The sequence below is a fragment of the Serratia sp. root2 genome, assembly GCF_031931805.1.
Lineage (GTDB): Bacteria > Pseudomonadota > Gammaproteobacteria > Enterobacterales > Enterobacteriaceae > Serratia > Serratia inhibens.
In genome coordinates, this window is the sequence record NZ_JAUJXB010000003.1 from 233,045 (window position 1) to 248,523 (window position 15,479).

12 protein-coding genes are annotated in these 15,479 nt (G+C 59.3%); 3 read left to right on the forward strand and 9 right to left on the reverse strand.

Annotated features, from left to right (window positions below; all coding sequences use genetic code 11):
• Window positions 1-115 precede the first annotated feature (115 nt).
• The 3 genes from yegS to QZQ97_RS17205 form a co-directional block, all read right to left on the reverse strand.
• The gene (gene yegS / locus QZQ97_RS17195) at window positions 116-1,015 is read right to left on the reverse strand and encodes a lipid kinase YegS (protein ID WP_311994432.1); all 900 of its coding nucleotides are present in this window, start codon (window positions 1,013-1,015) and stop codon (window positions 116-118) included.
• A gap of 485 nt (window positions 1,016-1,500) precedes the next feature.
• A complete protein-coding gene (trhP, locus tag QZQ97_RS17200) occupies window positions 1,501-2,853 on the reverse strand; it encodes a prephenate-dependent tRNA uridine(34) hydroxylase TrhP (protein ID WP_311994433.1) in 1,353 nt (450 codons plus the stop codon).
• A 235-nt stretch (window positions 2,854-3,088) separates the two neighbouring features.
• A complete protein-coding gene (locus QZQ97_RS17205; RefSeq protein WP_126484534.1) occupies window positions 3,089-3,427 on the reverse strand; it encodes a YegP family protein in 339 nt (112 codons plus the stop codon).
• A gap of 163 nt (window positions 3,428-3,590) precedes the next feature.
• On the opposite strand from QZQ97_RS17205, the gene QZQ97_RS17210 reads away from it, so the two are divergent.
• From QZQ97_RS17210 to QZQ97_RS17220, 3 genes are read left to right on the forward strand one after another with little or no spacing between them, the layout of a single operon-like run.
• A complete protein-coding gene (locus QZQ97_RS17210) occupies window positions 3,591-3,803 on the forward strand; it encodes a hypothetical protein (protein WP_311994434.1) in 213 nt (70 codons plus the stop codon).
• Entirely contained in the window at window positions 3,778-4,041 is a 264-nt protein-coding gene (locus QZQ97_RS17215; protein WP_006318240.1) for an antitoxin, read from the forward strand. The genes QZQ97_RS17210 and QZQ97_RS17215 overlap by 26 nt, the downstream gene beginning before the upstream one ends.
• A gap of 2 nt (window positions 4,042-4,043) precedes the next feature.
• Window positions 4,044-4,433 carry a type II toxin-antitoxin system VapC family toxin gene (locus QZQ97_RS17220; RefSeq protein WP_311994435.1) on the forward strand — a complete coding sequence of 130 codons (390 nt, stop codon included), beginning with the start codon at window positions 4,044-4,046 and terminating at the stop codon, window positions 4,431-4,433.
• Here the strand turns inward: QZQ97_RS17220 and baeR are convergent.
• From baeR to QZQ97_RS17250, 6 genes are read right to left on the reverse strand one after another with little or no spacing between them, the layout of a single operon-like run.
• On the reverse strand, window positions 4,428-5,144 hold the full coding sequence (baeR, locus tag QZQ97_RS17225; RefSeq protein WP_004951961.1) for a two-component system response regulator BaeR: 717 nt from the start codon (window positions 5,142-5,144) through the stop codon (window positions 4,428-4,430). The genes QZQ97_RS17220 and baeR overlap by 6 nt on opposite strands.
• Window positions 5,144-6,526 carry a two-component system sensor histidine kinase BaeS gene (gene baeS, locus QZQ97_RS17230; RefSeq protein WP_311994436.1) on the reverse strand — a complete coding sequence of 461 codons (1,383 nt, stop codon included), beginning with the start codon at window positions 6,524-6,526 and terminating at the stop codon, window positions 5,144-5,146. Before baeS ends, baeR begins: the two co-directional genes overlap by 1 nt.
• Window positions 6,523-7,956: an MFS transporter gene (locus tag QZQ97_RS17235; protein ID WP_311994437.1), complete on the reverse strand. Its 1,434-nt coding sequence runs from the start codon at window positions 7,954-7,956 to the stop codon at window positions 6,523-6,525. The genes baeS and QZQ97_RS17235 overlap by 4 nt, the downstream gene beginning before the upstream one ends.
• Before the next feature lie 19 nt (window positions 7,957-7,975).
• Window positions 7,976-11,056 carry a multidrug efflux RND transporter permease subunit MdtC gene (gene mdtC, locus QZQ97_RS17240; protein ID WP_311994438.1) on the reverse strand — a complete coding sequence of 1,027 codons (3,081 nt, stop codon included), beginning with the start codon at window positions 11,054-11,056 and terminating at the stop codon, window positions 7,976-7,978.
• The gene (locus QZQ97_RS17245) at window positions 11,053-14,169 is read right to left on the reverse strand and encodes an MdtB/MuxB family multidrug efflux RND transporter permease subunit (protein WP_311994439.1); all 3,117 of its coding nucleotides are present in this window, start codon (window positions 14,167-14,169) and stop codon (window positions 11,053-11,055) included. Before QZQ97_RS17245 ends, mdtC begins: the two co-directional genes overlap by 4 nt.
• Window positions 14,169-15,401: an MdtA/MuxA family multidrug efflux RND transporter periplasmic adaptor subunit gene (locus QZQ97_RS17250; protein WP_311994440.1), complete on the reverse strand. Its 1,233-nt coding sequence runs from the start codon at window positions 15,399-15,401 to the stop codon at window positions 14,169-14,171. The genes QZQ97_RS17245 and QZQ97_RS17250 overlap by 1 nt, the downstream gene beginning before the upstream one ends.
• Window positions 15,402-15,479: the final 78 nt, after the last annotated feature.

Here is a 15,479-nt window from a genome sequence, read left to right on the forward strand (position 1 = left end):
AAAGGATTTGCCGGGGAAGATCACATTTCATCGCGTAATGAGGGAAAGGAGGAGGGGGAACCGGCAAGGTGGCGCAGCAGGCTGGCTGCGCCCAGGGATCAGAGAAAGGGCGGCCTTAGCCCAGCAGCTCGCAGTTGGGCGGCAGGCGGCATTCAATGGCGTTCGGCAGCACTTCGATGCGGAAATGCGTGCCCTTCAGCGGCTCGCCGTCGAGGTTAAAGGTGATCTCGTGCGGCGCATTGATTTCCAGCCAAGGCAGCGCGGCGCTAACCACGTTTTTGTTTTCCTCGCCGTTAACCAGGCTGGCCACCAACGCCGGCAGCAGTTCGTCCGCGATCAACAACCGCAGCTGCAGCAGCCCGTCATTGATTAACGCGTCCGGGCACAGCTGCTGGCCGCCTCCGGCCTGCTTGCCGTTGCCGATGCCAATCACCAGCGCGTCTCCGGACCACTGAAAATCCGGCCCGCGGATCTCGCAGCGGTCGGCTTTCAGCGTATCCATGCGCAGCAGGCCATGAATAAAGTAAGAAACGCCACCCAGTACGGCCTTTAGTTTTTCCGGCGTTTCGGTGGTGATGCGGGTGCCGAAACCGCCGGTCGCCATGTTGATAAAGTAACGTTCGTCATTGACCTTCGCCAGATCGATCGGCACCGCACGGCCTTTAGTCGCCAACTGCAGCGCCTGTTCCGGCATTAGCGGGATATTGCAGGCCACGGCAAAGTCATTGGCGGTACCCAGCGGCAGTATGCCCAGTGCCGGACGGTTGCCCGCAGGCAGTGCTGTCAGCGCGGCGGCCACTTCGTTGATGGTGCCGTCACCGCCGCCGGCAATCAGCGTGGCGACGCCCAGTTGACAAGCTTCCTTCACATAGCGCGCTGCGTCACCCTGTTCCCAGGTCACGCGAACGTGCAGGATCTGGCCCTCATCCCGCAGCTTCTGCACCGCAAGGCGAACTTCTTCGTTGCCGGCGCCTTTGCCATTAATGATAAGTAGCGCTGACGTGTGTTGACTCATTCCCTCTCTCCCGGCTGACAAATGCTTTGGACTAAAACGATAAACTACAAGCGGAGAGCAGACCATCAGAATATTCAGTTAATTCTGATTATCGTCAGCGGGCCAGTGATTATTTCTGCATGTTTGACTTAATTTAAGATATAGGTGCGGTATCAGTAGCGAGTTTTTTTAATGGTTTAATTAATCGATGAGGTTGGGTATTTATATCGAAATGCGGAGCGGTGTGTTATTAAAATAGATAACTCGACAATTTTAAATGTTGAAAAATATTAGGGTTTCATCTGCGGGTATTTTGACGGCACCAAAGAAAAAGCCAGCCCAAGGGAGATTGGACCGGCTAAGGAGGTGGTTCCTAGTATTGCTATGCAAATATTTTTCATTCTTGGTTTTAAGCAGCCTGATAATAACCAAGCTGAGAAGTCATTGATGTGATCCAATTCTAATATTTGCTAAAAATCGCCACCGAAGGGTGGCGATGGGTGTTTTTACGCGGCGGGACTCTGGGTGTCCGGTAAATTGCGGATCAGCAATGCGTAATTGAGATCGATATCCTGGGGGATCGGCAAATAAACGATATGCCCGTTGCCGGGGGCCACGTCGATCGCTTCGCCCTTTTTATTCTGCATGCTCTCCAGAGTAAACAACACGTTACCGCCGGGGGTCATCATCTCCACACTGTCGCCGATCATAAACTTGTTTTTCACGTCCACTTCCGCCCAGCCGTCGCGCCTTACGCCGGTAAATTCGCCGACGAACTGTTGGCGTTCGGACAGCGAGGAACCGTAGTCGTAATTTTGCTGGGCTTCATGCACGTGACGGCGCAAGAATCCTTCGGTGTAACCGCGGTGCGCCAGGCCTTCCAGCGTGGTAAGCAGCGAGGGGTCGAACGGCTTGCCCGCGACTGCATCGTCAATGGCGCGGCGGTAAACCTGTGCGGTGCGTGCGCAGTAGTAAAAGGACTTGGTGCGGCCTTCAATTTTCAGCGAATGCACGCCGAGTTGAGTCAGACGCTCTACGTGCTGGATGGCGCGCAGGTCCTTCGAGTTCATGATGTAGGTGCCGTGTTCATCTTCGAAGGCGCTCATGTATTCATCCGGCTTTTGCGCTTCGGAGAGCATGAACACCTTGTCGGTCGGTGCGCCGATACCCAGCGTCGGCTCGACGGTCTGCACCGGGATCGGCTCATGCAAATGCACGATGTTGCCGGTGTCATCCTCTTTGCCTTCTTCCGCCTTGTACTGCCAGCGGCAGGCGTTGGTGCAGGTGCCTTGGTTGGGATCGCGCTTGTTGATATAGCCGGACAGCAGGCAGCGGCCGGAGTAGGCCATGCACAGGGCGCCGTGCACGAAGATTTCCAGCTCCATCTCGGGCACCTGGCTGCGGATCTCGGCGATCTCCTCCAGCGACAGCTCACGCGACAGGATCACGCGAGTCAGCCCCATCTGCTGCCAGAACTTCACCGTAGCCCAGTTGACCGCATTAGCCTGCACCGACAGATGAATGTCCATCTGCGGGAAGGCTTCGCGCACCATCATGATAAGGCCCGGATCGGACATGATCAGCGCGTCCGGGCCCATGTCGATCACCGGTTTAAGATCGCGCAGAAAGGTTTTCAGTTTGGCGTTGTGCGGAGCGATGTTTACCACCACGTAGAACTTCTTGCCCAGCGCGTGGGCTTCGTTGATCCCCTGCGCCAGATTCTCGTGATTGAATTCGTTGTTACGCACCCGCAGGCTGTAACGCGGCTGGCCGGCATAAACCGCATCGGCACCATAGGCAAAGGCGTAACGCATGTTTTTCAGCGTTCCGGCCGGGGAGAGGAGTTCCGGTGTAAACATAATGAGTCTCGGTCTGATTTCAGGTCAGTATACCTGTGTTTTTCAAACTGCAGCGTTGTTGACTGCAACATGAAAACCAGTGGGTATAACGCACCACCAAATGGCGCAGTAAAAGCGGGGAATTGTAGCGACAGCGCGGCAAGAAATCAGCAGTTAACCGGATTTATTACAGGGGAATTGATCCTGGTCATTAGAAAAACGCGCGATGGCGATCATCGCGCGCCGGGTGACGAAGCTACGCGCTTAAATCGCGTACGTCGGTGCTCGGGCCGTTCTTGATCACCGACTGAATGCCGTTTTTCGCGGCAGTTTCAGAACTGTACATTTCACTGACGCCGATCACCTGATGGTTCTTGGCTTTCAGTACAAAGTAAGGTTGATTGCTGGTGCTGTGTTTCAATTCGTATTGCGCTTCGTGAGGAGAATTGGTTTGCACCGAGGCAATGCCATTCTCCGCCGAGGCTTTGCTGGCGTACATCTCACTGCCCAGAATGATCTCGCCATTACTGGCTTTCAGGTTGAAGTGGTATTGCCCATTCTTTGCTTTTTTCAGTTCATAGTGACCGATTGCCATGGTTCCTCTCCTGTGGGTTCCGATAAGTGATGTAAGTGTAGCCAATAGCTTGAAATTGGGCGGCTAATAAACATCCCTTGCGCAGCATAGCTTAAAAAAGACGCAATTTTTTTGCGTTGGCGTTGAGTTTCTCCCGTAAAGGGCGCCAAAGCACGGGAAGCTAATGGCGATCCCGATGCCCCAAATTGCGCAGCGTGCCGCACATTGGATAACGCGGTATTCCGCTGAAGGGCATTGCGCGCTAAGGTTTGCCGCATCGCAAAACAATGCGATTAAAAAACAAGCCAATCATCTTGGCATCGACGCTGTACAGGCATGTGCTTTGGCCTATGCCTGTCAGGAGGGTGAAGATGGAAAGAATCGCAAAGCTGTTTAAAAATGGCAGAAATCAGGCGGTGAGGTTACCCGTGGAATTTGAATTTGACACAGATCGCGTATATATCCGCCGCGATCGGGAGGGGAATGTGATTTTATCGAAATACCCGGCAAAACCGGACAGTTGGGAGCCGCTGTTGAACATAATCGCCAAAACGCCGGTGCCGCATGATTTTCTGGGCGCGGATGAACGCCAACAGGGCATTGCCGACCGGGATCCTTTCGCAGAGGAAGAGTAAGCATGTATATGTTTGACACCAATACCGTGAGCCACCTGTTTCGCCGGCACCCAGGTTTGCTGAGTGCGATGGAAAAGGTGCCGCCTTCCACCGTATGCATTTCCAGCATCACGGAGGCAGAGCTGCTTTTTGGCGTGGCCAAGCGGCAGAGTAAAGCGTTGAAAGCCATGGTAACGGCGTTTTTAGCCGCGGTGACCGTTTATGACTGGGATAGCGAAGCTGCCCGCTGTTATGGCGTGATGCAGGCGAGCATGGAGAAAAAAGGCAAAGTCCTGGGCGCGCTGGACCAGTTGATTGCCGCGCATGCGCTTAGCCGGGGCGCGACAATGGTCACTAGCGATCGGGCCTTCGGCATGGTGTCCGGGCTGGACGTTGAAGACTGGACCCTATAGCCCGTTTATCAGCCGACAAGGCTCGGATTCCCAGCGATAGCCCACGCCGTATACCGAGCGGATAAACGATTTTTCACCGTCGATCAGCTCCAGCTTGCGCCGCAGGTTTTTGATGTGGCTGTCGATGGTTCGGTCGGTCACCACCCGGTAGTCGTCATACAGATTATTCAGCAATTGCTCACGCGAGAAGACGTTGCCCGGCTGGCTGGCCAGGGTCTTCAACAGGCGGAATTCCGCCGGGGTGAGATCCAGCATCTGGCCCTGATAGCTGGCCTGAAAACGCGGTTCGTCGATATGCAACTGCGTTTCTTCCTGCTGGTTTTCCAGCGGCCGGTAGCAGCGGCGCAAAATGGTTTTCACCCGCGCCACCACTTCTCGTGGGCTGTAAGGCTTGCAGATGTAATCGTCCGCGCCAATTTCCAGCCCCAGAAGGCGATCGATCTCCTCAATCTTCGCTGTCACCATCACCACCGGGACATCGGTAAAACGGCGCAGTTCGCGGCATACCGTCAGCCCGTCGCTGCCCGGCAGCATTAAATCCAGCAGGATCAGCGCCGGGGAGTGTTCATGTACCGCCGGCACCACCTCGCTGCCGTTGGTCAGCCAGCGGGTGGCGTATCCCGCGGCCTGGAGATAGTCCACCAGCAGCTGGCCCAGCTTGGGTTCATCTTCAACAATCATGATTTGCAACGGCTGATTCTGGGATTCCATCATGGCGCCTTATTCATTATCGGGGTGGCAAATTCTACTGTAATCTGCACGCCGCCCAAAGGCGAGTGCGCAGCAAAGATCCGGCCGTTGTGGGCTTCCACAATGTTTTGACAGATCGACAACCCCAGGCCGGAACCGCCGCTGGCGCGGTTGCGCGAACCTTCGGTGCGGTAGAAGCGTTCGAAAATGCGCGCCAGCTGTTCGTCGTTGACGCCCGGCCCGCTGTCCTGCCAGTAAAGCCGTAACCGGCCCGGCAACTGTTCTGCACCAATTTCCAGCTTACCGCCGGCGTCGGTGTAACGCAGGCTGTTCTCCAGCAGGTTGTTGAACAACTGATTGAGACGATCGGGATCGCCGAACAGCGTCGCCTGTTCCGGCAGCAGGGTGACGATCTCAAGCCCTTTGGCGCGAAAACGCTCGCGGAAGGTGGCGACCGCAATTTGCAGCAAATGCACGCAGTCCACCGCCGATTTACGGTAGGCCAGCGCGCCGAGATCGGACAGCGAAAGCTGATGCAGATCGTCCACCAGCTTGGTCAGGGTGGTGACTTCCGCCTGCAGGGAGCTGAATGAAGCCTGCGTCGGCTGGCGCACGCCGTCCTGCAATGCCTCCAGTTCGCCACGCAGCACTGCCAGCGGGGTGCGCAGCTCGTGCGACACGTCGGCCATAAAAGCACGCCGCATCTGCTCGTTCTTTTCCAGCGAGGTGGCGAGCTGATTGAAATCCTGCGCCAATCGACCGAGCTCATCCTGGCTGTCGACGGTCACGCGGGTGCTGAAATCACCGGCCGCCAGCCGGTGGGTGCCGGCGACCAGCCGCTTGACCGGCGCCAACAGCCCGCGCGACATCAACCAGGTCACCGCCGCCGCCAGCAGCGTGGAGAGTGCGACTATCATCCAACTGGTGCGTTTTTGCTGCTGATCGAAATTGATATCGGTATTGCGGGTCAGCCGCTCGACCGGCGTGGTGATCACCCAGCCGACGATCTCGTTGTTGTAGCGGATCGGATGGCGCGGGCCTTCTTTGGGCACCGGGCCGGAATGCCCCACCAACCGGTTGAATTGGTTGTCCACCACCCAAAACTGAGTGCGCCAGCCTTTGGGCGGCAGATTATGGCTGCTGTCGCTGTTTTGTTCGAACGAGCGCATGATCTGGTAAATCACCTGATCGTTATTGCGCAGAAAAACCCAGTTGCCGTGTTGGCTGTACTGCTCTTCCAGCGCTTCGCTCAGCATGTTGATACGTTGTTCGTTGCTGTGCTTGATGTAGTCGATGAAGCCGCGTTCAAAGCTGACGCGCACGCCCCAGTGCATGGTGATCAGCACCAGCATGCAGGTGGCGAAGATGGCCAGAAACAGTTTCCCGGTAATGCCTATTCTCATTTTTGTAACCTCGTTGAACCGGTGCCCGGTTCTTTGGTCAGCGTACGGTTTGGCGCGCTATCCGGCGGCACGCGGGCAAAGGCCAGCGCGGGCAGGGCAATGATTAACGCCATACAGCCGTAGCTGTAAATAAATGCGCTGTGTATCGCCGGGCTGTCGGTGACCACCTGGTGATGGGCAAAACTGCCAATCAGGATCCCGGCGATGCTGACGCCCAGGCTCATGGACAACTGCATCACCATCGACAGCAGGCTGTTGCCGCTGCTGGCCAGGCGGTCCGGCAGATCTTTCAGCGTCAGGGTATTCATTGCCGAGAAGCGCAGCGAGTTGACCATGCCCTGGAAGAACAGCACCACCGGCAGCAGCCAGATCCAGCCGATCATCGCCACCAGCGGGAAGCTCAGGCTGATCAACGCCAGCATCAGCGTGGCGGCCACCAGCACGTTGCGGTAACCGAAACGGTTAACCACCCGCACCACGATACGTTTCATCCCCATGCTGCCGATAATCATCGGGATCATCATCAGCCCGGCGTGGAACGGCGAAAACCCCATGCCCACCTGCATGAACAGCGGGGTCATAAACGGCAGCATGCCGCTGCCGATGCGGCCAAGCAGGCTGGCGGTTAACCCCACCTTGTAGGTTTGGGTCCTGAACAGACGCAGGGAGAACAGAGCCCGGTTGTTACCGCGCGCATGCCACCAGTAACCTGCCAGCGCCGCAATGCCCATAGCCACCAGCCCGGCGATAGTGGCGATGGACAGCCCCATGCCCTTGTGGCCGTCAAGCGCCAGCGTCAGCGTCGCCATCCCGATAGCCAGCATGATAAAGCCGCTGACGTCGAAGCGCCGGGTCTGCATGCGGTAGTTGGGCATCAGCAGCAGCGTGGCGAGGGCGCCGGCGATGCCGACCGGGATATTGATCAGGAAAATCCAGTGCCAGCTGGCGTACTGCACCAAAAAACCGCCCAACGCCGGCCCCATCAACGGGCCTATCTGGCCGGGCAGGGTGACGAAGGTCATCGCCGCCATATATTGCTCGCGCGGCACGATCTTCATTACCGTCAGGCGGCCGACCGGCACCATCATCGCGCCGCCGATGCCCTGGATCACGCGCGAAGCGATCAGCTCATTCAGGGTCTCAGAACGGGCGCACAGGATTGAGCCGAGGGTGAACAGCACGATGGCGCTGAAGAACACCCGCTGCACCCCAACCCGGTCCGCCAGCCAGCCGCTGGCAGGCAGCATCACGGCTACCGTCAGCACGTAGGAGACGATCACCGATTGCATGCGCAGCGGGTTCTCCCCCAGGCTGAGGGCCATCGACGGCAGGGCGGTATTGACGATGGTGGTGTCCAGCGTCTGCATAAAGAAGCCGAACGCCACGATCCAGAGTTGCCACTGTACTGAGGCGGTGCGTTTTATGATCATCAGTCAACCGGGTTAATCATTAGTGAGGCAGCGGATCCAATTTCTTGCCGCGCCGGAACTTCATCTGCAGCCGGTCAAAATACAGATACACCACCGGCGTGGTGTACAGCGTCAGCAACTGGCTCATGATCAGACCGCCGGCGATGGTGATGCCGAGCGGCTGGCGCAACTCCGCGCCGTCACCGGTGGTCAGCACCAGTGGCAGCGCGCCGAACAGCGCCGCCAGCGTGGTCATCATAATCGGCCGAAAACGCAGCAGACAAGCCTGGAAAATGGCTTCTCGTGCGCCGATGCCGCCGTTGCGCTGCGCATCGAGAGCGAAGTCGACCATCATGATGGCGTTCTTCTTCACGATACCGATCAACAGCATAATGCCGATCAACGCGATCAGGCTGAACGGTGCGCCAAACAGCTCCAGCGCCAGCAGCGCGCCGACCCCGGCGGAAGGCAGGGTCGACAAGATAGTCAGCGGGTGAATATAGCTCTCGTAGAGCACGCCGAGCACGATATACACCGTGGCGATCGCGGCGGCGATCAGGAACACCTGGGATTTCAGCGTATCCTGGAAGACCTGCGCGGTACCGGCAAAGGCGCCGCGCACCGTGGACGGTACGCCGAGCGTCGTCATGGCGCGTTCGACCGCGGCGGTGGCGTCTGACAAGCTGCCGCCGTCCGGCAGGTTAAAGGAGATGGTCGAGGCCGCCGACAGCCCCTGATGGTTGACCGACAGCGGCGCATTGGCCGGCTGCCAGCGGGCGAAATAGGCCAGCGGGATCGCCTTGCCGTCTTTGTTTATCACGAACATCTTGTCCAGCGAGCTGACGTCCTGGGTATAGGGCGGCGCCACTTCCATCACCACCTTGTACTGATTGAGCGGCTGATAGATGGTGGAAATTTGCCGCTGGCCGAAGGCGTTGTTCAGCAGGGCGTTGGCATCGGAGACCGAAATGCCGAGCCGTGCCATGGTTTCACGGTCGTAGATCAGATCCATTTCCGAGCCTTTGTCCTGTTGATCGGAGTTGACGTCCGCCAGCTCCGGCAGTGCGGCGAGCGCGGTACGGATTTTCGGCTCCCATTCGCGCAGCGCGGCGAGATCGTCTGCCAGCAGCGTGTACTGGTAGCTGGCGTTGGATTGCCGGCCGCCGACGCGGATATCCTGCACCGCCATCAAGAACAGGCTGGCCCCCGGCTCTTTCGCCAGCCGGGCGCGCAGCCGGGCAATCACCTTCTGCGCGTCATCGCTGCGCACCGAAAGCGGCTTCAGCGAGATAAACATCGACCCGCTGTTGGTGCGCGAACCGCCGGTAAAACCGGTGACGTTTTCCACGTCCTTGTCTTCACGCACGATCTTCATGAAGTCTTCCAGTTTCACTCGCATCGCCTGGAAGGAAATGCTCTGGTCAGCCTGGATAAAGCCCAGCAGGCGGCCGGTATCCTGTTCCGGGAAGAAGGTTTTCGGGATGCTGACATACAGCCAGACGTTGAGCGCGATGGTGGCGAAAAATATCGCCAGCACCCACCGCGAGTGGCCGAGCACCCAATTCAACGAGCGGCCGTAGCCCTGTTGCAAGGCCAGCAACATTTTGCCGAAGCCGCGAATGCGCCGCTGCGCTCGCGCCGGCTGGTGGCGCAGCAGGTAGGCGCACATCATTGGCGTCAGCGTCAGCGAGACGATCAGCGACAGCCCTATCGACACCGACAGGGTGACGGCAAACTCGCGAAACAGCCGCCCGGGCAGGCCGTCCATCAGCAGCAACGGGATAAACACCGCCACCAGCGACACGCTCATCGACAGCACGGTAAAGCCGACCTCCCGCACCCCTTGCAGCGCGGCGTTGAGCGGTTTCATGCCGGCCTCGACGTGGCGCGAGATATTCTCCAGCACCACGATGGCGTCATCGACCACAAAGCCGGTGGCGATGGTCAGCGCCATCAACGACAGGTTATTCAGGCTGAAGCCGCACAGATACATGGCGGCGAAGGAGCCGATCAGCGACACCGGCACCGCGACCGCCGGGATCAGCGTGGCGCGGCCGGAGCGCAGGAAGATGAATACCACCAGGATCACCAAACCTATGGCGATCACCAGCGACTGCTCCACTTCCGCCAGCGAGGCGCGAATGGTCGGCGAACGGTCCTGGGCGATGTTCAGCTGGATTGACGCCGGAATCGTGTCCTGCAATGCGGGCAATTCGGCGCGAATGCGATCGACGGTTTCAATGATGTTGGCGTCCGGCGCGCGGCTGATCGCCAGAATAATCGCCGGCTTGGCGTTGGTCATGCCGGCGTTGCGCACGTCCTGTACCGAGTCTTTGACCTCGGCCACATCCCCCAGCCGCACTGCCGAGCCATTGTTGTAGTGAATAATCAATGGTCGATAGGCATCGGCGGTTTTCAGCTCGTCATTGGCCTGTATTTGCCAGCGCTGCTGCGGGCTTTCCACCGATCCCTGCGGCCTGCGTACGTTGGCGCTGCTGATGGCCTGGCGCACGGCGTCCAGCGATACGCCCTGGTTGAACAGGGCGGTCGGGTTCAACTCCACCCGCACCGCAGGCAGCGAACTACCGCCGACCGAGACGTCGCCCACCCCTTCGGTCTGGGCGATTTTCTGTGCCAGTTGGGTGGAGGCAAAGTCGTAGAGTTGGCCCTGGCTGTAGGTTTCCGAGGTCAGCGTCAGGATCATGATCGGCGCGTCGGACGGGTTGACCTTACGGTAGCTGGGGCGGTTCGGCATGCCGGTGGGCAGCAGGCTTTGCGCGGCGTTGATCGCCGCCTGCACGTCGCGGGCGGCGCCGTTGATATCGCGATTGAGATCGAATTGCAGGATCACCCGCGTGCTGCCCAGCGAGCTCATCGAGGTCATCTCATTGACCCCGGCAATCCTCCCCAGCGCACGTTCGAGCGGCGTCGCCACCGACGAGGCCATGGTTTCCGGATCGGCACCCGGCAGTGAGGCACTGATCGAAATCACCGGGTAATCGACCTGCGGCAGCGGCGAGACCGGCAGCAGGCTAAAGCCAATCACGCCGCTGATGGCTATCGCCAGCGTCAGCAGCGTGGTGGCGACCGGCCGGTAGATGAACAGGGCGAAGAATTTCACGGCAGCTCCTGCGCATCAGGCTGGCGGCGGGTGTTGCGCGCCAGTTTGTCAAACAGCAGATAGATAACCGGCGTGGTGAACAGCGTCAGGATCTGGCTCATCACCAGCCCGCCGACCATACAAACCCCGAGCGGGTGACGCAGCTCTGCGCCCGCACCGGTGCTGAGCATCAGCGGCAGCGCGCCAAGCAAAGCGGCCAGCGTGGTCATCAGAATCGGCCGGAAACGCAGCAGGCAGGCCTGATAAATCGCGTCGTACGGCGTCATCCCCTGTTCACGTTCGGCGGCCAGCGCGAAGTCGATCATCATGATGGCGTTTTTCTTCACGATACCGATCAACAAGATGATGCCGATAATGGCAATCACGTCCAGCTCGCTGCCGGCCATCATCAGCGCCAGCAGTGCGCCGACCCCGGCGGTCGGCAGGGTAGAGAGAATGGTCACCGGATGGATAAAGCTCTCGTACAGCACGCCCAGCACGATATACATCGCCACTACCGCCGCCAGAATCAGCCATAGCGTGCTGCCCAGTGCCGCCTGGAACGCCAGCGTCGCGCCCTGGAACTGGGTGGTGATGTCTTTCGGCATGTTGAGGTTTTTTTCCGCCAGGGTGATGGCGTCTACCGCTTCGCCCAGCGAATGGTTGCCCGCCACGTTAAACGAGATGGTCGCCGCCGGGAATTGATCGAGATGGTTGACCGACAGCGGCCCAAAGCGTTCCTCGATTTTTGCGATGGTGCTCAGTGGCACCGTGGTGCCGTTGCTGCTGGTCAGGCGGATATCGTTCAGCGCTGCCAGCCCCGGCGTGGTGCTCACATCGTGCTCCAGCACCACGCGATACTGGTTGGCCTGGGTGTAAATGGTCGAGATCAACCGCTGGCCGAAGGCGTTGTACAGTGCGTTGTCCACGTCGCTCATGCTGATGCCAAGGCGCGAGGCCGAGTCGCGATCGACATTCACGTAAGCCACCAGTCCCTGATCCTGCCAGTTGCTGGTCACGTCCGCCAACTGCGGCGTCTGCGTCAACTCGGCCATCAGTTTGGGTACCCACAGGCTGAGATCGTCCAGCGACATCGCCTGCAAGGTGAACTGGTATTGCGTGCGGCTGACCTGGGTGTCGATGGTCAGATCCTGCACCGGTTGCAGATACAGTTTCACGCCGGGGAACTGCGCGCTCTGCTGTTGCAGACGGGCGATGATCGCCGGAATGCGTTCACTGCGCTCGCTCAGCGGTTTAAGGTTGATCTGCAAACGACCGCTGTTGAGCGTGGCGTTGTTGCCATCGACGCCGACGAACGACGTCAGGCTTTCCACCGCCGGATCTTTGAGGATTTCCGCCGCGACCTGTTGTTGGCGTTCGGCCATATTGCTGAACGACACCGTCTGCGGCGCTTCCACCGTGCCCTGAATAATGCCGTTGTCCTGCAACGGGAAGAAGCCTTTCGGGATCAGCAGGTACAGCAGCACCGTCAGCGCCAGGGTGCTGAGTGCCACGCCGAGCGTCAGCCACGGGTGGTTCAACACGATTTTCAGCCACTTGCCGTATTGCGCAATCACCCGGTCAAAGAAACGTTCGGAGGCGGCGGAAAAACGGTTCTGCTTGCGTAGCGATTCGTGGCTCAGCATGCGCGCGCACATCATCGGCGTCAGCGTCAGCGACACCACGGCGGAAATCAGGATCGCCACTGCCAGCGTCACGGCGAACTCGCGGAACAGCCGGCCAACGATATCCCCCATAAACAACAGCGGAATCAATACCGCCACCAGCGAGAAGGTCAGCGAGATGATGGTAAAGCCGATTTCGCCGGCGCCTTTCAGCGCCGCATCAAGCGGTTTTTCACCCTTTTCGATATAACGCGATATGTTTTCGATCACCACGATGGCGTCATCGACCACAAAACCGGTGGCGATGGTCAGCGCCATCAGCGTCAGGTTATTGATCGAGAAATCGAGAAAATACATGGCGGCAAAGGTGCCGACCAGCGACAGCGGTACCGCGACGCTCGGGATGATGGTGGCCGGCACGTTGCGCAGGAACACGTAAATCACCATCACCACCAGCGCGACCGCCAGCAGCAATTCAAACTGCACGTCGTTGACCGAAGCGCGAATGGTGGTGGTGCGATCGGTCAGTACCTTGACGTCCACCGACTTCGGCAGGCTTTTTATCAGTTGCGGCAGCATTTCGCGAATGCTGTCGGCGGTGGTGATCACGTTCACCCCCGGCTGGCGCTGGATATTCAGCACGATCGCCGGTTGCTTGTTGGCCCAGGCGGCCAGGCGGGTATTTTCCGCCCCCTGTTCGATGGTAGCGACATCCTGCAACCGAATTGCCGCGCCGTTTTGGTAAGCGACAATCAGCTGGCGGTAGTCGTCGGCGGATTTCATCTGATCGTTGGCGGAAAGCGTCACCGAGCGCGTCGGCCCGTCCAGGCTGCCTTTGGCGGAGTTAACGTTAGCGTTGCCGATGGCGGTGCGAATGGTTTCGCTGTCCAGACCGTAGGCCGCCACCGCCGCTGCGTTGAGCTTCACGCGCACCGCAGGCCGCTGGCCGCCGGAGAGGGTAACCAGACCCACGCCGGTCACCTGGGAAATTTTTTGTGCGACGCGGGTTTCCACCATGTCTTCCACCTGGGTCATCGGCATGGCGGTCGAGGTGACGGCCAGCGTCATGATTGGCGGATCCGCAGGGTTGACCTTGCTGTAAATCGGCGGGTAGGGCAGATCGCTCGGCAGCAGGTTGGTGGCGGAGTTGATCGCCGCCTGCACTTCCTGCTCGGCGACGTCGAGCGGCAGCTCAAGCTGGAACTGCAGCGTTACCACCGACGCGCCGCCGGAACTTTGCGACGCCATTTGTTTCAGGCCGGACATCTGGCCAAACTGACGTTCCAGCGGGGCGGTGATGGCCGAGGTGACCACGTCCGGGCTGGCGCCGGGGTACAGCGTAACCACCTGAATGGTCGGGTAATCCACTTCCGGCAGGGCGGAAACCGGCAGGGCGCGGTAGCCGATAATCCCCGCCAGCAAAATAGCCACCATCAACAGCGTGGTGGCGACCGGGCGCAGAATAAACAGGCGGGAGGGACCGCCGCCGTTAGGTGGCATCGCCTGCATCAGGATTTCCCCTGTGCGAGCGGTCGACGGCCTGGTGTGGTGGCCTGCGGTGCCACCACTTCAACCTGCATGCCTTCGGTCAGGCGATCGATACCGTCGGTCACCACCCGGTCTCCGGCGTTCAGGCCGGCGCTGATGACTACCTGTCGGCTGTCCTGCACGCCGGTGGTCACGCGGTGCTTGCTGACCTTGTTGTCTTCGCTCAGGGTCCAGACGAAGTTGCCTTCGTTGCCCATTTGCAGCGCGGCGGTCGGGATGACAATCGCGTTATGCAGGGTATCCACCTTCAACCGGGCGTTGACGAACTGATTCGGGAACAGCGCGTCGTCTTCATTGGTGAAACGCGCCTTCAGCTTGATGGTGCCGGTCGTGGTGTCAATCTGGTTGTCCAGGCTCAGCAGCGAACCGGTCGCCAGTTGAGTCTGGTTGGTGCGGTCCCAGGCTTCTACGCCGATCGGGCCGGCTTTTTGCGCTTTGAGCAAATCGCCGATATTGCCTTCCGGCAGGGTGAACACCACGTCGATAGGGTGGGTTTGGGTGATCACCACGATGCCGGTGGTGCTGCCGCTGGTGATGTAGTTGCCGACGTCGACCAGCTTCAGGCCGACGCGGCCGTCAATCGGCGCGGTGATGCGGCTGTAGGTGATTTGCAGTTTGGCGCTGTCGACCGAACCCTGATCGGCTTTGATCGCCCCTTCGGTTTGTTGCACCAGCGAGAGCTGGGTATCCAGATCCTGACGTGAAACCAGGCTGGTTTTAGCCAGTTGCTGGTAGCGCGCCAGATCTCGCCGCGCATTGGCGAGCGTCGCCTGGTCTTTGGCCAATTGCCCCAGAGCCTGCGTCAGTTGCACTTCAAACGGACGCGGGTCGATTTCGACCAGCAGATCGCCAGCTTTGACCTGCTGGCCTTCGGCAAAGTGGATAGCCATCAGTTGGCCGTCGACCCGGCTGGTGACGGTGACGGTATTGGCGGCGGTGGCGGTGCCCAACCCGGAGAGATAGCGCGGTACCGTCTGTTCGGTGGCGGTTGCCGCCTGTACCGGCGACATCGGCGCGCCGCGTCGGCCACCCGCAGGGGCTTTGCCACCGCCGGCGTGACGTGCGGCAGAGGCAGCATCGGTTGCGGGAGCAGCAGCATTGAAGTGACGCCAAATCAGAACGGCGGCAATGACCACTATCACCACAACCAGCAGGCGCGGCAGCAGTGAACGACGTTGGGTTTTTGCATTCATGGTGGCGAAAATTCTCTCCAAAAGGCAGGGGTGCGGGCACTCATTGCCACAAAAGTTACACTCCTTACAGAATACTAG